This is a genomic window from Kitasatospora hibisci (assembly GCF_043950205.1).
Classification (GTDB): Bacteria; Actinomycetota; Actinomycetes; order Streptomycetales; family Streptomycetaceae; genus Kitasatospora; species Kitasatospora hibisci.
The window spans coordinates 7,655,932-7,681,136 of sequence record NZ_CP171642.1 but is presented as its reverse complement, the minus strand read 5'-3'; the positions used below and the strand labels follow the sequence as shown (position 1 = coordinate 7,681,136).

General features: G+C 73.6%; 18 protein-coding genes and 1 pseudogene. 9 read left to right on the top strand and 10 right to left on the bottom strand.

The genetic code is table 11. The features are described 5' to 3' along the window. Complete coding sequence (locus ACF9IK_RS33395) at window positions 1–1,332, bottom strand: discoidin domain-containing protein (protein ID WP_395297804.1); 1,332 nt, start codon at window positions 1,330–1,332, stop codon at window positions 1–3. 482 nt (window positions 1,333–1,814) lie between these two features. Between ACF9IK_RS33395 and ACF9IK_RS33390 the strand changes: the two genes are divergently transcribed. From ACF9IK_RS33390 to ACF9IK_RS33380, 3 genes are all read left to right on the top strand, one after another. Continuing rightward, window positions 1,815–3,350 carry a PTS transporter subunit EIIC gene (locus tag ACF9IK_RS33390; protein WP_395297803.1) on the top strand — a complete coding sequence of 512 codons (1,536 nt, stop codon included), beginning with the start codon at window positions 1,815–1,817 and terminating at the stop codon, window positions 3,348–3,350. 60 nt (window positions 3,351–3,410) lie between these two features. After that, the gene (locus ACF9IK_RS33385; protein WP_395297802.1) at window positions 3,411–4,214 is read left to right on the top strand and encodes a GntR family transcriptional regulator; all 804 of its coding nucleotides are present in this window, start codon (window positions 3,411–3,413) and stop codon (window positions 4,212–4,214) included. A gap of 98 nt (window positions 4,215–4,312) precedes the next feature. Further along, a complete protein-coding gene (locus tag ACF9IK_RS33380; protein WP_395297801.1) occupies window positions 4,313–5,557 on the top strand; it encodes an MFS transporter in 1,245 nt (414 codons plus the stop codon). Here ACF9IK_RS33380 and ACF9IK_RS33375 read toward each other — a convergent pair. Then, window positions 5,519–8,836 carry an AfsR/SARP family transcriptional regulator gene (locus tag ACF9IK_RS33375; protein WP_395297800.1) on the bottom strand — a complete coding sequence of 1,106 codons (3,318 nt, stop codon included), beginning with the start codon at window positions 8,834–8,836 and terminating at the stop codon, window positions 5,519–5,521. The genes ACF9IK_RS33380 and ACF9IK_RS33375 overlap by 39 nt on opposite strands. A 276-nt stretch (window positions 8,837–9,112) precedes the next feature. On the opposite strand from ACF9IK_RS33375, the gene ACF9IK_RS33370 reads away from it, so the two are divergent. After that, window positions 9,113–10,132 (top strand): alkene reductase, encoded by a 1,020-nt coding sequence (locus ACF9IK_RS33370; RefSeq protein WP_395298754.1) that lies wholly within the window; start codon window positions 9,113–9,115, stop codon window positions 10,130–10,132. 473 nt (window positions 10,133–10,605) lie between these two features. On the opposite strand, the gene ACF9IK_RS33365 is transcribed toward ACF9IK_RS33370, so the two are convergent. Further along, a complete protein-coding gene (locus tag ACF9IK_RS33365) occupies window positions 10,606–11,220 on the bottom strand; it encodes a TetR/AcrR family transcriptional regulator (protein WP_395297799.1) in 615 nt (204 codons plus the stop codon). A 126-nt stretch (window positions 11,221–11,346) separates the two neighbouring features. Between ACF9IK_RS33365 and ACF9IK_RS33360 the strand changes: the two genes are divergently transcribed. Further along, entirely contained in the window at window positions 11,347–12,798 is a 1,452-nt protein-coding gene (locus tag ACF9IK_RS33360) for an amidase (RefSeq protein ID WP_395297798.1), read from the top strand. 11 nt (window positions 12,799–12,809) lie between these two features. Here the strand turns inward: ACF9IK_RS33360 and ACF9IK_RS33355 are convergent, their stop codons facing one another. Beyond that, window positions 12,810–13,640 (bottom strand): helix-turn-helix domain-containing protein, encoded by an 831-nt coding sequence (locus tag ACF9IK_RS33355; protein WP_395297797.1) that lies wholly within the window; start codon window positions 13,638–13,640, stop codon window positions 12,810–12,812. 114 nt (window positions 13,641–13,754) lie between these two features. Here ACF9IK_RS33355 and ACF9IK_RS33350 point away from each other — a divergent pair, with 114 nt between their 5' ends. Together ACF9IK_RS33350 and ACF9IK_RS33345 are read left to right on the top strand one after the other, a co-directional pair. Beyond that, a complete protein-coding gene (locus tag ACF9IK_RS33350) occupies window positions 13,755–15,179 on the top strand; it encodes an amidohydrolase family protein (RefSeq protein WP_395297796.1) in 1,425 nt (474 codons plus the stop codon). Between the two features lie 183 nt (window positions 15,180–15,362). Next, window positions 15,363–15,803, top strand: a complete 441-nt coding sequence (locus tag ACF9IK_RS33345; protein ID WP_395297795.1) for a peptidase inhibitor family I36 protein — start codon at window positions 15,363–15,365, stop codon at window positions 15,801–15,803. Window positions 15,804–15,820: 17 nt separating this feature from the next. On the opposite strand, the gene ACF9IK_RS33340 is transcribed toward ACF9IK_RS33345, so the two are convergent. Beyond that, entirely contained in the window at window positions 15,821–16,801 is a 981-nt protein-coding gene (locus tag ACF9IK_RS33340) for a cupin domain-containing protein (protein WP_395297794.1), read from the bottom strand. Window positions 16,802–17,391: 590 nt separating this feature from the next. Between ACF9IK_RS33340 and ACF9IK_RS33335 the strand changes: the two are divergent. Then, window positions 17,392–18,257 (top strand): annotated as a pseudogene (locus ACF9IK_RS33335) (IS110 family transposase); the annotation flags it as partial. A 134-nt stretch (window positions 18,258–18,391) separates the two neighbouring features. On the opposite strand, the gene ACF9IK_RS33330 reads toward ACF9IK_RS33335, so the two are convergent. The 5 genes from ACF9IK_RS33330 to ACF9IK_RS33310 form a co-directional block, all read right to left on the bottom strand. After that, the gene (locus tag ACF9IK_RS33330) at window positions 18,392–19,300 is read right to left on the bottom strand and encodes an aminoglycoside phosphotransferase family protein (protein WP_395297793.1); all 909 of its coding nucleotides are present in this window, start codon (window positions 19,298–19,300) and stop codon (window positions 18,392–18,394) included. 188 nt (window positions 19,301–19,488) lie between these two features. Next, entirely contained in the window at window positions 19,489–19,785 is a 297-nt protein-coding gene (locus ACF9IK_RS33325) for an MTH1187 family thiamine-binding protein (protein WP_395297792.1), read from the bottom strand. Then, the gene (locus tag ACF9IK_RS33320; RefSeq protein ID WP_395297791.1) at window positions 19,782–20,627 is read right to left on the bottom strand and encodes an alpha/beta fold hydrolase; all 846 of its coding nucleotides are present in this window, start codon (window positions 20,625–20,627) and stop codon (window positions 19,782–19,784) included. Before ACF9IK_RS33320 ends, ACF9IK_RS33325 begins: the two co-directional genes overlap by 4 nt. A gap of 90 nt (window positions 20,628–20,717) precedes the next feature. After that, window positions 20,718–22,289, bottom strand: a complete 1,572-nt coding sequence (locus ACF9IK_RS33315; protein WP_428846389.1) for a SulP family inorganic anion transporter — start codon at window positions 22,287–22,289, stop codon at window positions 20,718–20,720. A 119-nt stretch (window positions 22,290–22,408) separates the two neighbouring features. Continuing rightward, the gene (locus ACF9IK_RS33310) at window positions 22,409–22,567 is read right to left on the bottom strand and encodes a hypothetical protein (protein ID WP_395297790.1); all 159 of its coding nucleotides are present in this window, start codon (window positions 22,565–22,567) and stop codon (window positions 22,409–22,411) included. Window positions 22,568–23,411: 844 nt separating this feature from the next. Between ACF9IK_RS33310 and gcl the strand changes: the two genes are divergently transcribed. Next, a complete protein-coding gene (gene gcl, locus ACF9IK_RS33305; protein WP_395297789.1) occupies window positions 23,412–25,199 on the top strand; it encodes a glyoxylate carboligase in 1,788 nt (595 codons plus the stop codon). Window positions 25,200–25,205 lie beyond the last annotated feature (6 nt).

Here is a 25,205-nt window from a genome sequence, read left to right as displayed (position 1 = left end):
TCAGTGGCAGCTGTACGTCGGGCCGGTGTCCTTGACCCGGCCGTCCGTTCCGACGTAGGTCCACCCGTAGCCGGAGTCGGTGAAGTCCAGCTTCAGCACGCCGTAGTCGCCGCTGATCCGCTTCTGGCTGTTCGGCTGGACCTGCTCGATCGGGTACGGCTCGGCGCCGCCCATCCCGCCGACGATCTCGACGATCCCGTCCGCGGTGGCCTTCCCGTCCGGGTCCTGCGGGGCGAACCGCTCGTAGTGGTGGTCGTGCCCGTTCAGCACCAGGTCGGCCCTGGCGCCGTAGAGGATCTTCCAGACCGGCCGGGAGACCGGGTCGTTGCCGTGCCCGCCCGAGGAGTACAGCGGGTGGTGCCAGTACGCGGCGATGCACTTCTTCGCGTTGGCCGCCAGGTCGGCCTTCAGCCAGTCGATCTGGGCGCTCTGGTCGAACGCGTTGGAGTCCAGTGCGACGAAGTGCCAGTTGCCCTCGTCGAAGCTGTACCAGCTCTTCCCCTGCGGGTAGGCGATGCTGCCGAAGTACGCCTTGTACCCGGCGAGCGGCCCGGCCGGGTCGTAGGTCTCGTGGTTTCCCGGCACCGGGTGGGTCTTCGCCTTGAACGCCCCCCAGGTCTTGTCGTAGTACTTCCGGAAGTCCGTCAGCCGGGCGTCGTCGTACTGGTTGTCACCCATCGTCAGGTAGAACCGGGGGTTGATCCGCTGGGCCAGCGCGGCCGTCTTCGGGTGCGCGCACCCGCTGTCCGAGGCGGTGCACTGCGCCGCGATGTCGCCCGCCGCCACCACGGTGAACGCCCCGGCCGGCGTGGTCCCGGTCGGGGACGGGCCGGTCGGCGACGGGCCGGTCGGCGACGGGCCGCCGTCCGGCACCCCGTACACCCGCATCTCGAACAGCGAGTACCCGTAGGACGTCCCGCGCGCCGTCCCGTACATCCGGACGTAGCGGCCCCTGCCGGCCAGGCCCGCCCAGTCGTCCGTCCCGCCGTTCCCGGCCTTCTCCTGAGCCACCGTCGTCCAGGTCACCCCGTCCGCCGACACCTCCAAACGGTACGCCTTCGCGTAGGCGGACTCCCAACTCAGCTTCACCCGGGAGACGGTGGCGTTCCCCCCGAGGTCCACCCGCAGCCACTGCGGGTCCTTCCCCTCCGCGCTCGCCCACCGCGTGGAGGTACTCCCGTCGAACGCCTTCCCCGCCGCGTACGACGGCCCCTCGGTGGACGAGGCCGTCGCGGCCTTCCCTTGCGAGAGCAGCGGATCGCCCGCCGCTCCCGCCCGCCCGGACCAGCCGAGCAACAGGCCGCCGAGCAGCGCGAGCACGGCGGCGAACACTCCGACACGAACAGGCCTTGCCGAGACACCCAGACGCATCCCTGGACTCCATGACCTTGAGAGACGGCGAGAGCTGGACCCCGGTTCACAGCACACGAACTCACCGGGCACGCGGCGACCGCAACACCGCAGCGGCCGGGTCAGAGCTCTCACTGAGCGCGTCACGCCCCGTCAGGACCGGGCGCCGCGCCGAGCCGCCGTCCGACAGCGTAATCGAAAGTAAAGTTACCTACCAATAGTCGGCGAGGCCGGACTTCCGCCCGTCCCGCCCCGCGTGGCCCGGCCCGGCGTACGGCCCGCAACGACACGACCGCGGCTCGGACGCCGCCCGCGCCGCCTGCGGGGCCGGGCGCGCCATCCTGGTGGTCCTCGGCTCGCTCACGCGCCGACCGCCGCCGCGTCGCCCCGCCGCGCCGACGGTCGCCCGCGCGACGCGCCCCGGCAGCTCCGACGTTCCGCACCGAGCCCACGGAAGGCCCGTCATGCCCGACGACGAACACCGTGCCACCGCCGAAGCCGTCCTCCCGCTCGTCGGGGGGCCCGCCAACGTCCACTCCGTCGCCCACTGCATGACCCGGCTGCGGCTCGGCCTGCACGACCGGTCCCGGGTGGACGAGGAGCGGCTCCGCGCGCTTCCCGCCGTCCTGGGCGTCGTCGACGACGACACCTGTCAGATCGTCCTCGGCCCGGGCGTCGTCACCCGGGTGACCGCCGCATTCCGGGCGCTCCTCGACGGGCCGCCGGAGCCGGGGGTGCGGCAGGACGGCGGCGCCGCTCGGGAGACCACCACCGCCGCGCCCGGCCAGGCCACCGGTGCCGCCGCCGGAGCCCAGGACCTGGCCCGGCGCGGCGCGGCGATCAGAGCGCAGGCCCGGGCCAGGAACGCGACCCCGGTCAGGCTCGTGCTCCGCCGCATCGCCAACGTCTTCGTGCCGCTGATCCCCGCACTGATCGGGTGCGGCATCGTGGCCGGTCTCAACGGCGCGCTCACCAACCTCGGCCGGGCGCCCGGACTGGTACCCGCCCTCACCGCCGTCTCCGCGGGGTTCATGTCCCTGCTCGCCGTGTTCGTCGGCTACAACACCGCCAAGGAGTTCGGCGGCACACCCGTACTGGGCGGCGCCGTGGCCAGTGTGATCGTCTACGCGGGCGTCGCCAAGGTGGAGGTCTTCGGCCACCACCTCGCGCCGGGCCAGGGCGGGGTGATCGGCGCACTCGCCGCCGCACTGCTCGCGGTCCAGGTCGAACGGTGGACCCGCCGGGTGGTGCCCGACGCCCTCGACGTCCTCCTCACCCCCACGGTCACCGTGCTCGTCACCGGCCTGGTCACCCTGTACGGCCTGATGTTCCTGGCCGGGGAGGCCGCCACGGCGATCGGCGAGGTCGCCACCTGGCTGCTGTCCCACGGCGGTGCCCTCGCCGGGCTGCTCCTCGGCGGCCTGTTCCTCCCCCTGGTCATGCTCGGCCTGCACCAGGCGCTGATCCCGATCCACACCACCCTGATCGAGCAACAGGGCTCCACCGTGCTGCTGCCGATCCTCGCCATGGCCGGGGCCGGGCAGGTCGGCTGCGCCGTCGCCGTCTACCTGCGGCTGCGTGGCAACGCCTCGATCAGGGCGACCATCAGGTCCGCGCTCCCCGCGGGGTTCCTCGGCATCGGCGAGCCGCTCATCTACGGGGTCTCGCTCCCCCTCGGCCGCCCGTTCGTCACAGCCTGCCTCGGCGGAGCCTGCGGCGGGGCCGTCGTCGGGCTGCTGGGCCAGCTCGGCGCCGGCGTCGGCTCGACCGCCATCGGCCCCTCCGGCTGGGCGCTCTTCCCCCTGCTGACCGGCTCCCGCGGCTTCGCGGTCGGCGCGGCCGTCTACGCCGCCGGCCTGGCGACCGGCTACACCACCGGCCTCCTGGCCACCTACTGGTTCGGCTTCACCCGCGAGATGCTCGACGAACTCGACGCCGCCGCACCGGGGCGCGGTCCGGCCGCCGACAGCTACTCCAGCAGCTTTCGGTCCGTCGAATAGCTTGTGGATGCCGTCCGGCGGACCCGGCGGCCGCGCGGGACGACGACCGGAGGAGCCACATTGCCCAGGGAGGCGCCGTACCTTGCCGTCAGCGACGCGCTGCGCGCCCGCATCCGTGCGGGCGAGTGGGAGGTCGGAGCGCGCCTGCCGTCGCGGCTGAGGCTGGCCGAGGAGTACGGGGTCGGGCGGAACGTCACACAGCGGGCGGTCGAAATCCTGATCGGCGATGGCCTGTTGGAGGGACGCGCGGGGTCGGGGACCTACGTCGGCGTCCCGCGCGAGCGCCTGCCGGTGATCCGCTCCCGGTACCGGGAACACCTGGCCGGCTCCCCCCTCCCCGACCCGGCGGAGGAGCGGGGCCGCGCCACCTCCTGGGACGCGCACAGCCTGCTACGCGTCCCCGCCACCGCGGCCGTGGCCGAGCGGCTCGCCATCAGTCCCGGCGATCCCTGCGTCACCACCCACTACGAGTTCCTCGCCGACGGCCGGCCCGTCCAACTCTCGCGGTCCTGGGAGCCGATGGCCGTCACGGGCGGCACGCCGATCGTGCTCCCCGAGGCCGGACCGCTCGCCGGCAGGGGCGTGGTCCACCGCATGCGCTCCATCGGTGTGGTGGTCCACACCGTCGTCGAGCGGCCCCGCCCCGCTCATGCCACCCGGGAACAGGCGCATCTCCTCGGCATCAGCCCCGGGGACCTGGTGCTCCGGATCGAGCGGACCATCCACGACACCGGCGGACGCCCCGTCGAGACCGCCGACATCGTCGTTCCGGACGGACGACGCCAGGTGGTCTACGAGTTCGGAGTCGACCACCCCGCGCCGTCGGATCCGGCCGGACGCCGGACCACGACCGGGGGCCGGTGACCGCATGCCCTCGGCCCCGCACCCCGGACTCCTGCGCGACCACGACTTCCGCCGCCTGTTCGCCGCGACCGCGGCCCGGTCAACTGGGCGACCGCATCATGTTCCTGGCACTTCCGCTGGTCGCCGTGACAGCCCTGGACGCCGACGAGCTCCACGTCGGACTGCTGACCGCCGTGGTCACCACGGGCTCGCTCCTGGCCGGGCTGCCGGCCGGCGCGTGGGTCGACCGCCTGCCGAAGCGGACGGTCATGATCGGCGCCGACCTCGTGCGGGCGCTGGCGCTCGCGGCGACACCGATCGCGTGGTGGGCCGGCCTCCTCACCATGGACCGGCTCCTCGCGGCGGCCGCGGTCCACGGCGCGCTGACCGCCGTCTTCGACGCCGCCTACGTCAGCTGCCTCCCGCACCTGGTGGAGCGCGACGAGCTCGTCGAAGGGAACGCGAAGCTCTCGGCGGTGCGCTCGGTGACCAGCATCGGCGGTCCGGCGGTGGCCGGCCCGCTGGCAGGTTGGACGGGCGCCCCGGCCGCGCTCCTGGCGAGTTCGCTGGCCATGGCGGCGTCCGGACTCCTCGCGATCGGCATCCGGAAGCGCGAACGGAGACCGGCACCCGCCGACCGGCCCCCACTGCTCCGCGGCATCGGGGAAGGCCTGGCATTCGTTCTCACGGGCCCCGTGCTCCGCGCGACCGTCCTGGGGGACGCTTGCTTCACCCTCTTCCTGGCCGGGTACCAGGCCATGCTGCTGGTCCTGCTGTCCAGGGAGATGCGCCTCGACTCCACCGGCATCGGCCTCGTCCTGGCGGGGATGGGCTGCGGCGCCCTGGTGGGTGCGCTCTGGGCGGGACGCCTGACCGCGCGATTCGGCCCCGGCCCGGTCATCTGGCTGGCGCCCCTCGTGACCTGTCCGCCGACAGTCCTGATGCCGTGGGCCCGCCCCGGGTGGACCGTCCCCGTGGCGGCCGTCGGACTCGCGGCCCTCTCCCTCGGCGGAGCCGTCCGCCTCGTCGCCCAGTCGAGCGTCCAACAGGCGTTCACCCCGGTCGGCATGCTCGGCCGGATGAGCGCCACCACCCGGTTCCTGTCCGGCTGCGGCCTGGCCCTGGGTGGAGTGCTGGGCGCAGCCGCGGGCGCCGCGCTGGGGGCGAGGGCCACGATGACGATCGGGGCGGTCGGCATGACACTGAGCTTCGTCCCGGCCTTCGCCTCACCGCTTCGCGGCATGCGCGGGGCACCGGATCCGGCCGGAGTCGGCCTCCCCCGGCGCCCCGAACCCGCCGCGCCGTGCGAACCGACCGCCGTCGGGTCAGGCTTCGGTGGCGGTGCGGACGGCGACCGGGAGTGAGAGGGACGCCCCCTGGTCGAAGACGGTGGCGAAGCGATCCGCGCCGAGGGCCGTGCGGGCCGCGGTCGTGATCCGGTCCACGTCCGCGCGTTCGCCGGGCGGCAGGGGAGCACCGGCGCCCCGACGGGCGGCGTCGGCGGCGCCGAGGAGCAGCGCGGCCCGGACGTATCCCTCGGTGCCGCCGGAGGCCGCGGCCGCGCCGGCGGTGCCTTCCAGGGAGAGGGCGAGGGCGCGTGGCTCGGCCAGCTGCCGGGCGTGGGCCAGACCGCGTGCCTGGTGGGCGGCGGCCCGGGCGGGCAGGCCGCGCAGTTCGGCGACGAAGCCGAGTTCCACCTCGATCAGGTGCTTCCCCCCGAGCGACGACGGGTAGTCGTCACGCATCGCCTTGAGGTGGTGTTCCGCGTCGTCGAGGTCACCGGCACGACGCGCGCCCAGGGCGAGGCCCATGACGGCGAACACCTCGCCGAAGAGGTGGCCCTGCTCGACGGCTGCGCGACGGGCCTGCTCGTGGAGCAGCCGGGCCCGTTCCCATGCGCCGGCGAGGAGCGCGAGCCGGCCCAGGCCCGCGAGACAGGCGGAGGCCTCCACGGCCAGGCCGAGCTGCTCGGCGAGGCGCAGCCCGACGGCGTGGCGGGACTCTGCGTCGGCGTAGTCGCCCTCGATCTCGGCGAGTGCCGCGAGGGTCGGCACGATCTGCAACTCGCCCCACCCGTCTTGGAGTTCGCGAAACTCTGCGGCGGCGGCACGGCCTTCCCGACGGGCCTGCACCAGGTCGCCGGTGGCCAGCGCGGTCCGGGCCAGCAGGGCCCGGGCGGCCGCGGCGCCCCAGCGGTCGCCCGCGGCGACGCAGTGGCTCAGGGCGCGGGTGCCGACGGCGTGCGCCGCCACCGGGTCCCCCGCGTGGTGGAGGCCGTGGGCGAACAGCCACAGCGCCCGGCCGCGCCGGACGGGATCGGCGATGTCCGCCTCGGGGCAGTCCCGCCCGGGCGGCCGGCGGCCGGTGAGCATGGCGAACGCGCTCTCCAGGACGTGGAGTTCCGCGGAAACCGAGGCCGACGGCGGCGGCGTGGCTGGTGCGGGCACGGGCGCGGTGGCCGGAGTGCGGGTGACCGCTTCCAGGACGGCGGCGAGAGCGCGTCCGGCCTCGTGGAGGCGGCCGCGCAGCAGCCACCAGGGGCAGAGGGCGGCTGCCAGGCGGGCGGCGCCGTCCTGGTCGCCGGTGCGCAGGAGGTGGTCGAGCGCGGCGCGGAGGTTGGCGGACTCGGCGTCCAGAAGGGCGAGTCGCAGCCGCTGCCGCGGCCCGCGCAGGTCGGCTTCGGCCCGTTCGGCCAGGTCGCGGAAGTAGGCGGCGTGGCGAGCCGCGGTGGCCGGGAACTCGCCCGCCTCGTGGAGCCGGTCGCGGGCGTAGGCGGCGATCGATTCGAGCAGGACGTAGCGCGGGCCGTCACCGGTGTGCGCGGCCTGCACGAGCGAGCGGTCGACCAGGCGGCCGACCAGGTCGAGGACGTCGTCACCGGCGATGCCGCCTCCGGCGCACACCGCCTCGGCCGCCTGCAGGGAGCAGCCGCCGGAGGGAACGGCCAGCCGCTGCAGGACGGTCTGCTCGGGTGCGGTGAGCAGGTCCCAACTCCAGTCGATCACCGCGCGCAGGGTCTGCTGCCGCGCCGGGAGGCCGCGCTGCCCGGAACCGAGCACCCGGAAGCGGTCGCCGATCCGCGCCGCCAGCTCCCGGACGCCCATGGCCCGCACACGGGTGGCCGCGAGCTCCAGGGCGAGGGGGATGCCGTCCAGGCGGTGACAGATCTCCGCGACGGCGGCCCGCGTCCCGGCGGCCCCGGTTCCGCCTTCCTCCGTTCCGTCGTCCCCCGTCCCGGCGCCCCGGGCAGGAGGAGCGAACCCCGGCGCGGCCGCGGCGGCCCGTTCGGTGAACAGCTGCGCGGCCGCGTCCGGGTCGAGCGGAGCGACGGGGAACACCACCTCACCGGCAAGCCGCAGCGACTCCCGGCTGGTGACGAGGATGCGCAGCTCGGGCGCGGCGTCCAGGAGCACGGTGACGAGCTCGGCGGCCGGCTCGATCACGTGCTCGCAGTTGTCGAGGACGAGCAGGGCCCGGCGGTCGCGCAGGGCGGCGGCCAGCGCGGGGCAGAGGGAGCCCGGGGGCACAGCCGGGACGGCGGTCTGGCGGATGCCGAGGGCCGCGGCCACCGTCTGGGCGAGGTCGGCGGCGTCGGCCGGCAGGGCCGCGAGCTCGACGAGCTGCACCCCGTCCGGTGCGCCGCCTTCGGGATCGTCCGCGAGGCGGCGCGCGAGGGCCAGGGCGAGCCGGGTCTTGCCCACCCCGCCGGGGCCGGTCAACGTGACCAGGCGCTCGGTGCGGACGAGCCGGGCGAGGGCGTCCAGCGCGGGGCCGCGCCCGACGAGCGCGGTCCGCGGGACGGGCAGCTTCGAGCGGTGGAACGCACCCGGGTCCGCCGTGCGGGCCGCGTCCGGGGCCCCGGCGGGCGAGCGGGCCGGGACCGGCCGGGCCTGCGGCACGGCGGCGGGCAGGAGGGCCGCGTCCTGTCGCAGGATCGCCTCGTGCAGCGCCGCCAGCTCGGGGCTCGGGTCGAGGCCCAGCTCGTCGACGAGCAGCGCCCGCAGTTCACCGTACGCGGCGACCGCCTCGCTCTGCCGACCGGCCCGGTACAGGGCCCGCAGCTGGACGGCGCGCAGCCGCTCGCGCAGAGGGTGACGGTCCACCAGCTCGGCCACCTCGCCGAGCAGCAGCGGATCGTCGAACCCCAGGCGGGCCTCAGCCAGTTCCTCTACGACGGCGAGCCGTTCCTCGGCCAGCCGCTGGGCGGCCGGGCGGACGAACTCCTCGTCGGCGAAGTCGGCGTACGGGCGTCCGCGCCACAGGTCCAGCGCCCGGGTGAGGGCGGCGGCCCGCGCACGCGCGTCGGTCTCGCTGCGGGCCTGTTCGGCCAGTGCCCGGAAGCAGGCGGCGTCGACCTGGGCGGTGCCGTCGTCGAGGCGGAGCCGGTATCCGGCCGGGTGGTGGGTCACCCGGTCACGGCCGATCGCCCGGCGCAGCTGGGAGACCTTGGCCTGGAGCGCGTTGGCGGGGTTGGCGGGCGCGGAGTCCCCCCAGATGTCGTCCACCAGGCGGTCAGGCGACACCGGTCGGCCCTCGTGCAGCAACAGGTCGGCCAGCAGGGCCCGCACCTTGGTCTCGGGCACCCGCACGGGCGCACCGTCACCGTCCCACACCGCCAACGGGCCGAGCACCCCGAACCTCATGGGACACACCCTACACAGGATGATCATCAGCTGGTCGTGCCGGACTGCCGACGGACCGTCAGCGGAGCATCAGCAGAGCCGAAGCGCGCTGCGGGATCGTCCGACCAGCAGGCCGGAGCGCCCGGCCGGCACCACGACGGACGACGAAGGAGCACGATCATGAGCACGAACACCACGGTTCCGGTGGCGGCCGCGGACACCGAGGCCGCCGGCACGGACTCCGCGCTCTTCCGGCCCACCCGGCTCGGCGCCCTGCGGCTCGCGAACCGCCTGGTGATGGCCCCGATGACGCGCAACCGTGCGAGCGCCGCGGGCGTACCGGAACCGATCATGGCCGTGTACTACGCCCAGCGCGCATCGGCCGGACTGATCATCGCGGAGGCCACGACACCGAACGCGGTGGGCGCCACCTACCCCAACATCCCGGCGATCCACGACGAGTCGCACGTGGCCGGGTGGCGTCGCGTCACCGACGCCGTCCGGGCGGCGGGCGGGCAGATGTTCCTCCAGCTGCAGCACGGCGGCCGGGTCGGGCACCCCGAAACCAGCGGGCTCCACCCGCTCGCCCCGTCACCGGTGCCGCTGCCCGGCACGATCGTCACCCCGTCCGGGCACCGGGACAACGTCGTGCCGCGCGAGATGACCGAGCAGGAGATCCGCACCACCGTGGCCGACTTCGCCGCCGCCGCGCGCGGGGCGGTGGACGCGGGCTTCGCGGGGGTCGAGGTCCACGCCGCGAACGGCTACCTGCTCCACCAGTTCCTCTCCAACCACACCAACCACCGCACCGACGGGTACGGCGGGACGGTCGCCAACCGCATCCGCCTCACCGTCGAGGTGGTCCGCGCGGTCGTCGAGGCGGTCGGTGCCGAACGCGTCGGGGTGCGCATCGCCCCCGGCGTCACCGCCAACGCCATGGCGGAGGACGACGTCGACGACGTCTACCCCGCGCTCCTGAGTGCTCTGGACGACCTGGGCCCGGCCTACCTGCACGTCGTCTTCGCCGACCCGGACCAGCCGCTGTTCCGCACCCTGCGCAAGGCCTGGTCCGGCACGCTGATCGCGAACCCGTCCCTGCCCTGGCCCGGCCCCCTGCCCGCCGACGGCGGCCGCGCCGCCGCCGAGCGCCTGCTGGCGGCGGGCGCCGACCTGGTCTCCCTCGGCCGGGCCTTCCTGGCCAACCCCGACCTGGTCGCCCGGCTGCGCACCGGGGCGCCGCTCAACCCGATCCGGGACGCGCACCTGATGTACGTGGGCGGCGAGACGGGCTACACCGACTACCCGGCCCTCGACTGAAGCACCCGGCAGGCGGGGCGCCGACCGGCCGACGGAGCGTCAGGGCGGCGCGCCCTCCCCCGCAACCGGTCGCCCGGCAACCGACCGGCCCGCCAGGGCGAGCGCCCACATGGCCGCGCTCACGGACCGGGCCAGGACGAAGGTGCTGCGCGCCCTGGTGACGGCGCCCTCCAGGAGGGTCGCCCCGCAGGTGCTCGGGGTGCCGGTCGGGTGGACCGGAGGAACGGGTCGGCGTCCGCGCAGACCACGCCGACGGGGACGGCGCCCGCGGAGTCCGAGGCCGCGAACGGCATCGCGAAGTGGTGGCGCCGGAACGGCAGTCGGTCACGGTGCCGTCGTGGAGGTCGGCCTGGACGAGCCGGGGTGCGCCCTGGGACCTCGTTCCGGTGGGTGGTGTCGGTTCGGCTCCGCAGGCCGCTGACCGCAGGGCCGGGATCCGCCACGGCACGCATCCGCCGTTCGGGGGAATCCGCTCAGGAGCCCACGCCCCCGGCCGGGCGGTACCGGTCCACGATCCCCTCGACGGTCCGCATCAGGCGCTCCCCCGCCCGGTCGATGCTTCCGTTCTGCGTGCTGACCTGTGCGCCTTCGAGGACGAAGGTGATCTCGGCCGCAGCCTGTTCGGGGTCGGCGAGTCCGGCCTGCGCGCACAGGCCGACCAGCCGGCGGGCCTGACGCTCCTTGTGCTGCTCGATCACCTGGCGCGCGGGGTGGGAGCGGTCGGGCAGTTCGGCGATCGAGTTGATGAAGGGACAGCCCCGGTACGAGACCGCCGGCAACCCCTCGGCGATGAAGCGGGCCACGCCCAGGATCTGCTCCCGAGGCCGCCCGGGGTACTCGGCCTCCACCCGGTCGAACGCCGCTCGGTAATCGGCGGCGACGATCCGCAGCCACTCCGCGACGAGCTCGTCCTTGGTCTCGAAGTGACGGTAGATCGCCATCTTGGTGGTCTCGGCCTTGTCGGCGATCGCCTGGACGCCCACCCGCCGGATCCCCTCGCTCTGGAAGAGCTCCTCCGCGGCGTCGAGGATGCGCTCACGCGGTGGCAGTTTCGCCACCCGGCTCGGTCGTCTGGCGGGCGATGTCATGGCTGCTCGTGGCCTCCGGTCGGTTGCGGTCCCTGCACTTCCTGCTACGGTACCAGTCCGTTCCACACGATACCGAGCGGTATCGTCAAGGACTGTTCGGTATCGTTCTCGACCCCAGGAGTGGCAGTGGACCTCAGCGAGTACGTGGGCTTCGACGCGGTCGGGCTCGCGGAACTGGTCGCCCGGAGGCAGGTGACCCCCGCCGAACTGGAAGCGGCCGCACGGGAGGCCGCACGGGCGGTCGGCCCGCAGCTCAACGCCGTCGTGGAGACGTGGCCGTCCGACGACGAGCCCCGCCCCGGCAGCACCCCGCTGGCCGGGGTCCCCTTCCTGATCAAGGACCTCGGGGTCACCATGGCAGGGCGGCGGACGGAGCTCGGCAGCCGCCTCACGGCCGGCCACGTCGCCGGCGCCGACTCCACCCTGATGACGCGCTTCCGCCGCGCGGGCCTGGTCACGTTCGGGCGCACCACGACCCCGGAGATGGCCTACGACACCACGACGGAGCCCGTGCTGTACGGCGTCACCCGCAACCCGTGGGACCTCGCGCGGAGCTCCGGCGGGTCCAGCGGCGGCGCGGGCGCGGCCGTCGCCGCCGGGATCGTCCCGGTCGCGCACGCCACCGACGCGGCGGGCTCGATCCGCATCCCCGCCGCCTACAACGGGCTGTTCGGCCTGAAGCCGACCCGCGGGCGCGTACCGGTGGGCCCCGCCGTCGACGAGATCTTCAACGGCCTGGCCGTGCACGGCAGCATCAGCCGCACCGTACGTGACAGCGCCGTACTGCTCGACCAGATCCGCGGACCGGAGCCGGGGGACCCCTACGTCGCCCCGGAGCCGTCCCGGCCGTACGCGGAGGAGGTCACCCGGCACCCGGGCTCCCTGCGGATCGGCGTCCTCGCCCACGCCTGGGGCGGGCGCCGCACCGCACCGCCCGTCGCCGACGCGCTGTCCCGCACCGTACGCCTGTTGGAATCCCTCGGCCACCGGGTGGAGGAGGCCCAGCCCGACCTCGGAGTCGACTGGGAGCAGTTCGTCCTCGCCAACGCCCGGCTGTGGACGGCGAACCTCACGGCCTCGATCGACGAGCTGGCCGCCGCCTCCGGACGGCCCGTCGACTCCTCGACCCTCGAACCGCCGACGCTCGCCGGCTACCACTACGGGCACCGCGTCAGCGGTACCGAGTTCGTGACCGCGCTGGCGGTCCGCAACCAGGTCTCCCGGAACCTGGCCCGGTACTTCGACACGTACGACGTACTGCTCACCCCGACCGTGCCGGACCTGCCGGTGCCGCTGGGCACCCACGGCCGGGGCGCAGCGGCACTGGACGGCCTCGGCTGGCTCCGCCGGCTCTTCGACCTCTCACCGTTCACCGCGGCGTTCAACGTGGCGGGCACGCCCGCCATGTCCGTGCCGGTGACGGCCGACGCCGGTACGGGACTTCCGGTCGGCATGCAGTTCGCCGCCGGACACGGGCGCGAAGGCCGCCTCTTCCGCCTCGCCGGACAGCTCGAACTGGCCAGCCCGTGGTCGGACCGGACTCCCCGGGTGTGGGCCGGGAACCAGCAGGGCCGCTGAGGGCTGCGCCCTCAGGAAGCCAGCGCGCGAAGCAGGGCCAGGCCCTCGGCGGAGGCGGTGTCGGGGGTGGCCTGGTACACCACCAGCTGTTGCTCCGGGGAGCTGTTGACGGTGAACGTCTCGTAGTGCAGGTCGAGGTCCCCGAGCTGCGGGTGCCGGAACCGCTTCGAACCGTCCGACTTGCCGTGCACCTCGTGCCGCGCCCACAGCACCCGGAACTCGTCACTCTTCAGAGCGAGTTCGCCGACCAGTTCAATCAGCCCGCGCTCGTCCCGGTCCCGGCCCGCGGCACTGCGCAGAGTGGCGACCGAGGCCCGGGCCGCCTCGTCCCAGTCGCGGTGGAAGGACCGCGCAGCCGGATCGAGGAACGTCATCCGCAGCAGGTTGTCCGTCCGCGCGAACGGTGCGTAGAGGGCACGCGCGCACGGGTTGAGCGCCAGGACGTCCAGCGAGCGACCGAGCACGAGGCCCGGAGTGGCCAGCGATCCGAGCAACTGCCGGAGTGCGGGCGACACCTGCTCCGGGCCCCGCCTGCGGCGGCGGGGCCCGGGCGGGGCGGTCAGGTGGAGCAGGTGTGCCAGGGCGTCCTCGTCGAGCTGGAGCGCGCGGGCGACGGCGTGCAGCAACTGGCGGGAGGGATTGCGCTCGCGCCCCTGCTCCAGACGCGTGTAGTAGTCGGTGCTCACCCCGGCGAGCAGGGCGACCTCCTCCCGCCGGAGGCCCGACACCCTTCGGTGGCCCGCGGAGGTGATGCCCGCGAGCCCGGGCGGCAGCTGTTCACGGCGGGCGCGCAGGTACTCCCCGAGGGGGTTGCCTCGCGGCACGGTCTCGTCAGTGCGCATGCTCCCGAGACTAGGGTCCGCCTGCCACGGGCCGAAGCGCTGAGCCATGGTGCGTTGCACCCCGGAACAGCGCGGCCTGGAAGCCCCGCCGGGCAGGTGCCAGGTTGGGCGGTCATGAGCAGCGATCAGATCCACCGTCCCACCGACACCGCACGCCGTCCCCTCCTGGAGCGGCTGCGCCGGACCGCCGGCGACCCCGGCCGCCGCATCCTGTTCACCGGCGCCACCGTCCTCACCATGGACCCCGCCCTGGGGATCCTCGACGCCGGCGACCTGCTCGTGGTCGGCCGCACCATCGCCGCCGTCGGCCCCGACCTCCGCGCCCACGGGGCAGCGGCGGACGCGATCGTGGTCGACGCTGCCGGGACCGTCCTCGCCCCCGGCTTCGTCGACACCCACCGCCACGCCTGGCAGGCCCAGTTGCGCCGGATCATGCCCGACGTGAACGACCTGGCGGGCTACGTCGCCACCACGCTCGCCGGGTTCGCCCCCGCCTACCGGCCCCACGACATGTACGTCGGCACCAGGCTGGCCGCCCTGGCCGCCGTCGACGCGGGCATCACCACGATGCTGGACTTCTCCCACAACTCTCGCAGCGCCGCCCACTCCGATGCCGCCGTCCGGGCCCTGGTCGACAGCGGCATCCGAGGCGTGCACGCCGCCATGGGCCCGCACTTCGGCACCTGGGACCACCAGTGGCCCGCCGACCTGGCCCGCCTGCACGAGCAGTACCACGACGGCCTGACGACCGTCCGACTCGCCGCCCTCGCCACCGACCGGGTGGCGGGCCCCGGCCTGGCCTACGGGCCGGAACTCGCCCGCACGGCGGCGGAGCTGGGCATCGGCGTGAGCGTCGACGCGGTCTTCGGACGAGCGTCCTCCGAGGCCGTCCTCGCCTGGGAACGGCAGGGGCTGCTCGGAGAACACCTGACCCTGATCCACGCCACCGCACTGAGCTCCGACGCATGGCGCGCCATCGCGGACAGCGGTACGACGGTGTCCCTCGCGCCCACCTCGGACGCCCAGATCGGGCTGGAGAGCGCCGTACCCGCCATCGACGAGGCACTGGCCGTCGGTGTCCGGCCCGGCCTGGGCATCGACGTCGAAGTCGCCCTGGCCGGCGACATGTTCACCCAGATGCGTGCCCTGCACACCGTCCAGCGGATGCGGGCCGTCAACGAAGCGCACGGCACCGGCCGCGAGCCGACACGCATCAGCACCCATGACGTCCTGGGCTTCGCCACCCTGCACGGCGCGCAGGCCTGCGGCCTGGCCGGGGTCACCGGCTCCCTGACCCCGGGCAAGCAGGCCGACCTGCTGGTCATCACCACCGACGAGATCAACAACCTGCCGCTGAACGACGCCACCGGCACCGTCGTCCTCGGCAGCGACGCCCGCAACATCGACACCGTCCTCATCGGCGGGCAGGTCCGCAAGTGGGCGGGCCGCGTCCTCGACGTCGACCTGCCGGCGCTGCGGGCGGAGGCCGCCGCCTCCCGCGATCACATCCTCCGCGCGGCCCGGGGCCCGGAGGTCTGAGCGGCCCGGCCTCGCGTCTGCGCCCCCGAACGCCGGACCTGCGGCGACACCTGGCGGTCGGCGGTCTGCGCGCAGCGTCAACGGGCCTTGCGCGAAGAGCCAACGACTCCTGCCGCGCACTGCCGCAGGGTTGGTGGTGGGCACCACGGCGGTGCCCGCCACCGATCCCGGGAGAGATGCCCCATGTCGCACATCCGCACCAGGCTCGCCGCCGCGGCCGTCGCCGTCCTGGCCGGCGCCTCGGCGCTCGCCGCCGCTCCTTCCGCGAGCGCCGAGACCACCGTCACTGCGGTCGCCGGGGAGCAGGGGGTGTACCGGGTCACCGGGCCGGACGCGCTCAACTCGGCCTGGGACCTCTGCAAGGACGGCCAGACCTGCTTCTGGCAGAACGCCAACGCCGGTGGCTGGATCTGGGTCGTGCCCTACTGCGGGCTGAACAACGTCCCGGGCTGGTTCAACGACCGCGCCAGCTCGGTCTGGAACCGGGGCGGCGGCCCCGCCGAGATCTACGCCGGCTACGACCGCTCCGGATACATGGGCACCGTCGCGCGCTGGTGGCGGGGCAACCTCGCCTCCGCGCACAACGACCGGCTGACCTCGGTCGACGTCCGCTGCGGCTCGTAGCACCACCGTACCCGGGCTCAGAGCACCGCTGAACCCGCCGCGGACCGGAATTCGCTCGCGGTGGTGCCGTACTCGTCGCGGAAGGCCCGGCTGAAGGCGGCGGCGGCGCGGAAGCCCCACCGCGCCGCGATCGCGTGCACCGGCACCACCGCGAGAGCCGGGTCGGCGAGGTCCGCCCGGCACCGCTCCAGGCGGCGCCGGCGGACCACCGCCGCGACACCGCCGCGCTGTTCGCGGTGGAAGAGCCCGTGCAGGGTGCGCAGCGAGATGTGGTGCCGGGCCGCGATCGCGGCGGGCGACAGGTCCGGGTCGCCGAGGTTCTCCTCGATGTACGCGTCGATGCGGGCGAGCAGCATCCGGTGGCGCGGCTCCGGCGGCAGCCGGTCCTCGACACCGAGCCGGTGCGCGAGGAAGGCGATGGCCAGCTCGCGCGCCGCGACGCCGAGCCGGACGGCCTCGTGCTCGGCGAGGGCCGGCGCCTCCCGCACGACGCCGCGCAGGAATGCGGCCAGCACCCCGCCCACCCCGCCGCGGGCCGGCGCGGAGCTGGCCAGCAGCCGGTCCAACCGGCGGTGGTGCAGAGGGAGTTCGGCGACCGGAAGGTGCAGGATGACGGCCCTGGAGACGCCGCCGGGCAACCCTCGGCCGTCGAACGGGCGGGAGGTGTTCCACAGGACGAGGTCACCGGAACGCATCCGGGTCTCGTTGTCGCCCTGCGCGATCCACATCGCACTGCCCCGGATCAGCGCCAGCTCGTACACCTCCGGGTCGGAGCGCCGGATGAGAGCGGGGGTGCGCTCCGAGCGGATGGACGGGAAGGACATCGTGGTGAGTTGTTGCCCGGGACCGAGTGCCAGAGTGCCCACGGTCGCGGGGAAGTCGTCGGCGTGCTCGGTGGTGATCCGGGTGGGCGCGACGTCCCGGGCGACCATCTCGCACCACCACTCGAAGCGGTGCCCCGGTTCGACGGCGGAACTGTCCAGCTGGTGGTAGTGCATCGGCCGCTCCCCGATCTCCCCCCGCGGGCGTGCGGTCCGGCCGGCGGTCATGTCATTGACATGACACAGCCTGCGGAGGGACACCACCGGCCCACAAGCGCTCATCCCCGCCAACTCCGCTGCCGGCGCGGCCCGGCACGTGGGACCACCGGCCCCGCACCCCGTTCACCTGCGGTCGGGAATCCGCCGGGAGCCGGACCGGCCCGCGACCGGCCGCCGACCGGCGGTGCACCGGGGGCGGGAGAGGCCCGGGGGGCAGGAGACGAGCGGATGACGTCTCCGAAGTCGGCGGGTTCGACACCATCAGGCGGATTCGACGCCTCCGGTCGGTCCACGTCGAACCCGCCGGCACCCCCTCAGCCCTCCCTACCTTGTTGATCGGGATGAGCGAGCCACTCGTAGGGTTGGCTCACCCCGGGGGTCCGGGTGTGGCTTTCAGTCCTCTGCCGTCCGTGGATACGCCCGATTCGCCGCCCGGCCCCCACGACGACTCGACTGCTCATCAGGAATTGCGGCGCTGATCGCTCACAAGGGACTCGACAGCGAGGTCGTCCGTGGTACCCGTCAGCAAGCGACCCGTGGAGAAGCGAGTGACAGCGATCTGGGTCGGTACCGACGCCGGGAAGACCCGTCACCACTGCGTGGTGATCGACGACACCGGCAAGCGGCTCCTGTCCCGCAAGGTGGCGAACGACGAGACGGAACTGCTCCGCTCCTTGCCGACGTCCTTGCCCTGGGCGAGATGACCGCCTGGGGCATCGACCTGGCGGACGGCGGAGCCGCCCTCGTCATCGCGGTCCTGCCCGGCCACGGCCAGCACCTGCTTTACATCCCCGGGCGGGCCGTGAACCGGACCTCCGAAGGCTACCGGGGCGGCGGCAAGACCGACGCCAAGGACGCGGCGATCATCACCGACCAGCTCGCGGCCAAGGCAGTCCGGGCCGCCGAGGGCCAGCACACGTCCGTCCCCGGCGAGAAGATCACAGCGCACGTCGTGCACACCCTCGCCAAGGAGGTGATGGCCCTCAACGAGAAGATCGCCGAGACCGACAAGCTCATCGAGGGCCGGTTTCGCGAACACCGGCACGCCGAAGTGATCGCCAGCATGCCCGGCATCGGCCCCCTGCTCGGCGCCGAATTCCTCGCCGCCACCGGCGGAGACATGGAGGCCTTCGCCAGTGCCGACCGGCTCGCCGGATCCGCCGGCGTCGCCCCGGCTCCCCGCGACCCCAAGATCAGCGGCAACCTGCACCGCCCCAAGTGATACGACCGACGTCTCCAACGGGTCTTCTACACTTCCGCGTTGATCAGCATCCGCTGCTGTGAGGAGTCCCGCCGCTTCTACGACCGCAAGCGCTCCGAGGGCAAACGACACGTCCAAGCCGTCCTGGCACTCGCCCGCCGCCGGGTCAACGTCATGTGGGCCCTCCTGCGCGACGGACGGTTGTCCCGCCCCGTTCGAGTTGGCAGCCGGCCGTTCTCCAACCTGTGCGGTTGCCAGGTGGTTCGGGAACGGAGTCGGATGCCGTTCTCAAACGAGTTGGCTCTCGCGGAACCAGCACTCGCGGTGAGGACCCGTCCGGGACCCGTTCACCGTTCGCCGGCGGTGCCCAGGATCGCGCGGAGACGCGACAGGCACTCGTCGACGAAGCGGGGGTAGGTGTGCCAGTAGTACGACACCCCGCTGACTGCGACGGCGATGGCCCACGCCCGGGCACGCAGCCACGTCACGTCGTCAAGACTCATGGCGTCCCAGTATGCCTGTCGGGCCCCGGGTGGAAGATCCCATAGCGGGGAGTGCTCGGCGTCGGGGAAGCCGACCGAGAGGCATCCGAAGTCGATGACCGCGTGCAGCTTTCCCTGCTGGACCAGAAGGTTGGAGGGTTTGAGATCGCCGTGGAGCCACACCTGGCGGCCCGATGGCTCGGGCAGGGCGAGCGCGCTCTGCCACAGGTGCCGCAGCTGCTCGATGTCGAGGTCGAGGCCCTCGATCGTTCCGCAGTCGTCGAAGCACGCGCTGACCCACTGGTCACAAGCGTGCAAGCCACCTCCGCGGTACCAGCTGAGCTCAGCCTGCCGAGCGGCTCCCATGAGGGGGATGGCATGCAAGCTCTGCACGATCACGGCCAGATCGGTCCCGAAGGCGGGCCAATCGCTGACCGATGCAGGGCCGGCTTCATCGCCGTCGATCCACCGGTACACCGACCAGGCGAGCGGAAAGACCGAGCTCGGAGTGCCGCGGTGCACCGGCTCCGGGATGCGACAGGGAAGATGGGGCGCCAGCCGCGGCAGCCACGTCTGCTCCTTCCGAACAGCCTTCGCGTTGCCCAGGGTACGCGGCAGCCGCACGAGCAACTGGTCGCCGAGCCGGTACATCCGGTTGTCCGTACCCGCACCGGCCTGCGATATGGGAAGCGCTGCCCACTCCGGTCGCTGCTCCTGTAGCAGCGACCGGACTGCCACCTCGTCCACACGGATCTCGTTCTCATGAAGTGTCACGGTGAGAGCGTTCTGCCTGGGCCTCGCTGCCGCCAGTGAGTTTCCCGAGGTGGTCGGCGTTCGGAACACGATTCACTGAGAATCTGCCAGGTCGGATGAGACCGAGTGAGAGTCCGCCGATTCAATGCGACGGGACAACGGTGCTACAACCCGATACCGCCCGTCACACTGGCCGCTTGACATCTCCCTCAGGAATCGGACAGGTAGCGCTCCACGGTGGCCACCTTGGCGGTGAGACCGTCGGTGACACCGGGGCGGTCGTCGATCTTGATGACGGTACTGACCCGGCCGCTGTAGGCCTTGACCGCCTCGATCGCCTCCCTGATCACCGGCATCACCTCGTCCCACTCCCCCTCGATGCTGGTGAACATCGCGTCGGTCCGGTTGGGCAGCCCGCTCGCCCGGACCACCCGGACGGCGGCGGCCACCGCCTCCCCCACGTCCTCGCCGATTCCCAGCGGGGTCACCGAAAACGCTGCGATCACGACTCTTCGCTCCTCCCGTCGCCCGCCGTCACGCCGACCGCCCCACCACCCGGACCGACCGGCGCGAGGAACGTCCCGAGGGCCGCCGCGAGTTCGGCCGGCGCGTCCAGGGCGACGAGGTGAGCGGCGGTGGCGAACTCGACCAGTGTGGCACCGGGGATCTCGCCGGCGTACCGGCGGGCGATGTCCCGGAAGTCGGCGACGTCGAGCCGGCCGATCCCCACCAGCGTGGGCACGGCGACGGCGGAGACGTCGCGGGCCGTGACGCCCTGGGAGTACTCGCCCACCACGGCCTGGTTGACCAGTGACGTCCGTACCGGGCCGCGGAGTCGGTCGGCGAGTCCGGCGGCGACGTCCTCCCAGGCGCGAGCGGGCCCGCGCAGCCACATGTCCAGGTTCACCCGGACCGCGGTGTCCAGGTCGCCCGCGGCCAGGGCCGCGGTCTCGGCCTCGTCGTACGCGACCATGTCCGCGGACCAGTGGTATCCCGGCCACGGCGGGGCGAGCAGCACGAGGGAGTGCACGCGCTCCGGGTGGGTGAGCGTGAACTCCACGGCCACGCGACCGCCCCAGGACGCACCCACGAGCCGGACGCGTTCGTGGCCGAGGTGGTCCACGAGGCGGCGCAGGTCGTCGGTCTCGCTGAACGGCCCGGCCGGCGGCGCGGACTCGCCGAAGCCGCGCAGGTCGTAGCGGATGACGGTGTGCCGCTCGGCGAGGGCGGGTACGACCGCGTCCCACATGCGGTGGTCGGCGACGCCGGCGTGCACGAGCACGACGGGCGGTCCGTCGCCCGAGACGACGTAGGAGAGGTGGCCGAGGTCGTCGGTGAGGGTGATCATCCGTAGATACTCTCAGGGTGGTGGTGCACATGCCACCCGAGACGGTCGGAGCGCGGCGCCGGGATCCGTGCGCCGCGCCCCGACGGGTCGTCAGACCACCGTCGGCAGGGGCGGCTCGACGGCCAGCGGCGCCGAGCTGCGCGCGCGGTGCTGGGCGGCCCAGGCGGTGAGCGCCACCGTGCAGGCGTGGTCCAGGTGGCGCAGGCCGGACCAGTCCAGCTCCACCGGGCGGTCGGCCGGCAGCCGCTCCAGCGCGTCCAGCAGCCGGGGCAACCGCAGGAACGTCGCGTTGCCGCTCAGCCGGACCCGCAGCACCGGCCCCGCTCCGAGGCCGACCGACGTCTCCTGATCCCGGGCTTCCGCGCGGCCGCAGGCCGTGCGGTGTCCGTACCCGGGCGCGTCGCCGCCGGCGGGCGAGCCGGGCCCCCGACCGGGCAGTTCCTCGACGCCGATCTGCAGGTGCGAGGTCTGCCAGGCCGACTTCACCACTGCCAGGCCGATCCCGATCAGCACGCCCTGGAACAGGTCCGTCGTGATGATCGCCACCGCCGTGACCGCGAGCACCACCGCCTCGCCCCGGTGCTCCCGGCAGAGCCCGACCATCCGCCGGACCGGGACGAGCTTCGCACCCGCGTGCACCAGGACGGCGGCCAGTGCGGTCAGCGGGACCAGGCCGAGCACGCCGGGGAGCAGCGCGGTGAACAGCAGCAGCCAGAACCCGTGCAGCACCCGCGAGGCCCTGGTTCGGGCCCCGGCCTGCACGTTGGCTGCGCTGCGCACGATCACCGCCGTCATCGGCAGCGCGCCGAGCAGCCCGCAGAGCGTGTTGCCGATGCCCTGGGCGGTCAGCTCGCGGTCGTAGTCGGTGCGCGGGCCGTGGTGCATCCGGTCCACGGCGGCCGCACTGAACAGCGTCTCGGCGGAGGCGATCAGGGTGAACGCGATGATGGTGCCGACACCGGCGGCGCCGGCCAGCGCGCCGAGGGCGGCGTGCTCCGGCGGCTGCACCACCTGCAGCAGCCCGGCGACCCGGACCCGGGCCACCGGGAGGTCCACGGCGGCGGTCACGGCGGCGGCCAGGCCGACCGCGGCCAGCGGCGCCGGCACCGCACGGGCGGCTTTCGCCGGCAGGTACTTCCAGAACACCAGCACCAGCAGCGTGCCGGCGCCGAGAGCGACCGCGCTCGGGGCGGCCGCGCCGGTCAGGGCGTCGCGCAGCAGCCCGGGCAGGCCGGCGATCTTCTCCGGCCCGGTCGCGGGCGCGCGCCGGTCCGCGAGCGCGTACAGCTGGCCGAAGAGCAGCGTCAGGCCGATCCCGGCCAGCATGCCGTGGACGACCGACGCGGACATCGCTCGGAACCAGCGGCCCACCCGCAGGGCGCCCATGGTCAGCTGGAGCAGGCCGGTGGCGAGGACCAGGATGCCGAGCGCGCCGGCGCCGTACTCCTGCACGGCCTCGTAGACCAGGACGGCCAGGCCGGCGGCCGGGCCGCTGACCTGCAGACTGCTGCCGGGCAGGGAGCCCACGACCAGGCCGCCGACGATGCCGGTGACCAGCCCGAGCTCGGCGGGCACGCCCGAGGCGACCGCGATCCCGACGCAGAGCGGCAGCGCGACCAGGAAGACCACCAGCGAGGCGGGCAGATCGAAGCGCCAGGGCACGGCGCGCAGGGCGCGGACGGGGCGGCGGTCGCGCAGCAGGCGGCGCGGGCGGGCGCGGCCCGGCGGGGCCTTGCGCCGGGGGCCGCCCGGCGGGCTCTTCCGGCTCCGGGGCAGGGGGTTCACCCGGCCACCGCCGGAGCGGGCGCAGGGCGGACGGGGGCGTGGGCGGCGGCAGCAGGGGCGGGGGCGAGGAGGCCGGCGAGGAGACCGGCGCGGCTCGGGCGGCTCGGCCGGTTCAGGGGGCGGACGGCGGAGAGCGAGCGGACGGTACGGGCCATGGGTACGTCCTTCCGCGCGGCCGCCGGCGGGGCGGACGCGAGACGGGAGCGGAGGCGGATCACGAAGGCCGGTCACGGGGGGCTGTCACGGTGGCGGGCGACGGGCCGCGCGACGGGCGGCGGGCGGCAGGCGGGCAGCGCGGCGCACGTGCGGAGAGATTCGGACGGAACGACCGGGCCGAGCGACCCGGCGGTACGACCAGGCGGGGACTCGACGGCCGGAGCTCCCCCGCTCTCCGGTCGATCCCGAACCCCCGGCCGCGGCCCGTGTTGAACATGGGAACCATGACGGGCCCGGCGTGCCACCGACGGTACCCAGGAGCCCCTGCGACGCCAACGTTGCCCACCATTTCTTCACCCCGGCAGCACGATGCCACCACTTCCGGCTCCACAACCCCCCGTCTGGCGGGTACGCACGTTCGGCAACCACGTATACGTACGAAGCGCGGCAGCCCCCACCGGGGCCCCGTCCCACCACGAACGGAAGCCCGCCCCGCCACACGGGCCGGGCCTTTGCAGGAAGGGACGAGCGCCGCCCCCGCCGAGGCCCGCCGGACTGGAGGAACGGGCGATGACCCGACCGCACCCCCCGTGACAGCCTGGCCGAGCGGCCGAACCGCGCACGCCGGGACCCCCGCCCCGCACCCCGCCCGCACCCTGCCCCACGCCCGCGACCTGCGGGTTCCCCACAGCCGGCCACCTTCTACATTCCGTTGAAAGTCCCCTTGACGCCCCGACAGGCCCCGCCGTACCTTGTTTCCGCATAAAGAAACCATTCTTCCGTATGGTGGAACTCTGGAGATGAGCCCTCCGACCCACAGCGGGCCGACGCAGGAGAAACCCGATGCCTCGTATGACCGCCGCCGCCGCGGCCGTGGAGATCCTCAAGCGCGAGGGTGTTGAGCAAGCGTTCGGCGTGCCCGGCGCGGCGATCAACCCCTTCTACCGCGAGCTCAAGAACGTCGGCGGCATCAAGCACACGCTCGCCCGCCACGTCGAGGGCGCCTCGCACATGGCCGAGGGCTACACCCGCGCCAAGGCCGGCAACATCGGCGTCTGCATCGGTACGTCCGGCCCGGCCGGCACCGACATGATCACCGGCCTGTACTCGGCGATCGCGGACTCCATCCCGATCCTCTGCATCACCGGCCAGGCGCCGGTGTCGAAGCTCCACAAGGAGGACTTCCAGGCCGTCGACATCGCCTCGATCGCCAAGCCGGTCACCAAGGCCGCCACCACCGTCCTGGAGGCCGCGCAGGTCCCCGGCGTCTTCCAGCAGGCCTTCCACCTGATGCGCTCCGGCCGTCCCGGCCCGGTCCTCATCGACCTGCCGATCGACGTCCAGCTGACCGAGATCGAGTTCGACCCGGAGACCTACGAGCCGCTGCCGGTCTACAAGCCGTCGGCGACCCGGGCCCAGATCGAGAAGGCCATCGGCTTCCTGCTGGAGTCCGAGCGTCCGCTGATCGTCGCCGGCGGCGGCATCATCAACGCCGACGCCTCCGACCTTCTGGTCGAGTTCGCCGAGCTCACCGGCGTCCCGGTCATCTCCACCCTGATGGGCTGGGGCACCATCCCGGACGACCACGAGCTGGCCGCCGGCATGGTCGGCGTCCAGACCTCGCACCGCTACGGCAACGAGACGTTCCTCGCCTCGGACTTCGTCCTGGGCATCGGCAACCGCTGGGCCAACCGCCACACCGGGTACAACCTGGAGGCCTACACCAAGGGCCGCACGTTCGTCCACGTCGACATCGAGCCGACCCAGCTCGGCAAGATCTTCGCCCCGGACTACGGGGTCGTCTCCGACGCCAGGGCCGCGCTGGAGCTCTTCATCGCGGTCGCCAGCGAGCTCAAGGCCGAGGGCCGGCTCCCCGACTTCGGCGACTGGGCCGCCTCCGCCCAGGAGCGCAAGGCCACCCTGCAGCGGCGCACGCACTTCGACAACATCCCGATGAAGCCGCAGCGCGTGTACGAGGAGATGAACAAGGCGTTCGGCCCGGAGACCCGCTACGTCACCACCATCGGCCTCTCGCAGATCGCCGCCGCGCAGTTCCTGCACGTCTACAAGCCGCGCCACTGGATCAACTGCGGCCAGGCCGGCCCGCTCGGCTGGACCATCCCGGCCGCGATCGGCGCCGCCACCGCCGACCCGGAGACCCCGATCGTCGCGCTCTCGGGCGACTACGACTTCCAGTTCATGATCGAGGAGCTGGCGGTCGCCGCGCAGCACAAGGTCCCCTACGTCCACGTCCTGGTCAACAACGCCTACCTGGGCCTGATCCGCCAGGCGCAGGCCGGACTGGACATCAACTTCCAGGTCAACCTGGAGTTCGAGAACATCAACACCCCGGAGATCGGCGTCTACGGCGTCGACCACGTCAAGGTCGCCGAGGGCCTGGGCGTCAAGGCGATCCGGGTCACGGACCCGAACGAGCTCGGTGCCGCCTTCGAGGAGGCCAAGAAGCTCGCCGTCGAACACCAGGTCCCGGTCGTGGTCGAGGCGATCCTGGAGCGCGTCACGAACATCTCGATGAGCAGGACGGTCGACATGAGCAACGTGACCGAGTTCGAGGAGCTGGCCTCGCTCCCGGAGCACGCCCCGACGGCGGTCAAGGCCCTCAAGGTCTGAGCCCGA

Excerpts from the sequence above, each read along its gene's own strand:
- ACF9IK_RS33340 (WP_395297794.1), bottom strand. The coding sequence starts at position 16,801 with ATGCACTACCACCAGCTGGACAGTTCCGCCGTCGAACCGGGGCACCGC.
- ACF9IK_RS33370 (WP_395298754.1), top strand. The coding sequence starts at position 9,113 with ATGGCCCCGATGACGCGCAACCGTGCGAGCGCCGCGGGCGTACCGGAA.
- ACF9IK_RS33375 (WP_395297800.1), bottom strand. The coding sequence starts at position 8,836 with ATGAGGTTCGGGGTGCTCGGCCCGTTGGCGGTGTGGGACGGTGACGGT.
- ACF9IK_RS33390 (WP_395297803.1), top strand. The coding sequence starts at position 1,815 with ATGCCCGACGACGAACACCGTGCCACCGCCGAAGCCGTCCTCCCGCTC.
- ACF9IK_RS33355 (WP_395297797.1), bottom strand. The coding sequence starts at position 13,640 with ATGCGCACTGACGAGACCGTGCCGCGAGGCAACCCCCTCGGGGAGTAC.
- gcl (WP_395297789.1), top strand. The coding sequence starts at position 23,412 with ATGCCTCGTATGACCGCCGCCGCCGCGGCCGTGGAGATCCTCAAGCGC.
- ACF9IK_RS33350 (WP_395297796.1), top strand. The coding sequence starts at position 13,755 with ATGAGCAGCGATCAGATCCACCGTCCCACCGACACCGCACGCCGTCCC.
- ACF9IK_RS33320 (WP_395297791.1), bottom strand. The coding sequence starts at position 20,627 with ATGATCACCCTCACCGACGACCTCGGCCACCTCTCCTACGTCGTCTCG.
- ACF9IK_RS33380 (WP_395297801.1), top strand. The coding sequence starts at position 4,313 with ATGTTCCTGGCACTTCCGCTGGTCGCCGTGACAGCCCTGGACGCCGAC.
- ACF9IK_RS33345 (WP_395297795.1), top strand. The coding sequence starts at position 15,363 with ATGTCGCACATCCGCACCAGGCTCGCCGCCGCGGCCGTCGCCGTCCTG.
- ACF9IK_RS33365 (WP_395297799.1), bottom strand. The coding sequence starts at position 11,220 with ATGACATCGCCCGCCAGACGACCGAGCCGGGTGGCGAAACTGCCACCG.
- ACF9IK_RS33310 (WP_395297790.1), bottom strand. The coding sequence starts at position 22,567 with ATGGCCCGTACCGTCCGCTCGCTCTCCGCCGTCCGCCCCCTGAACCGG.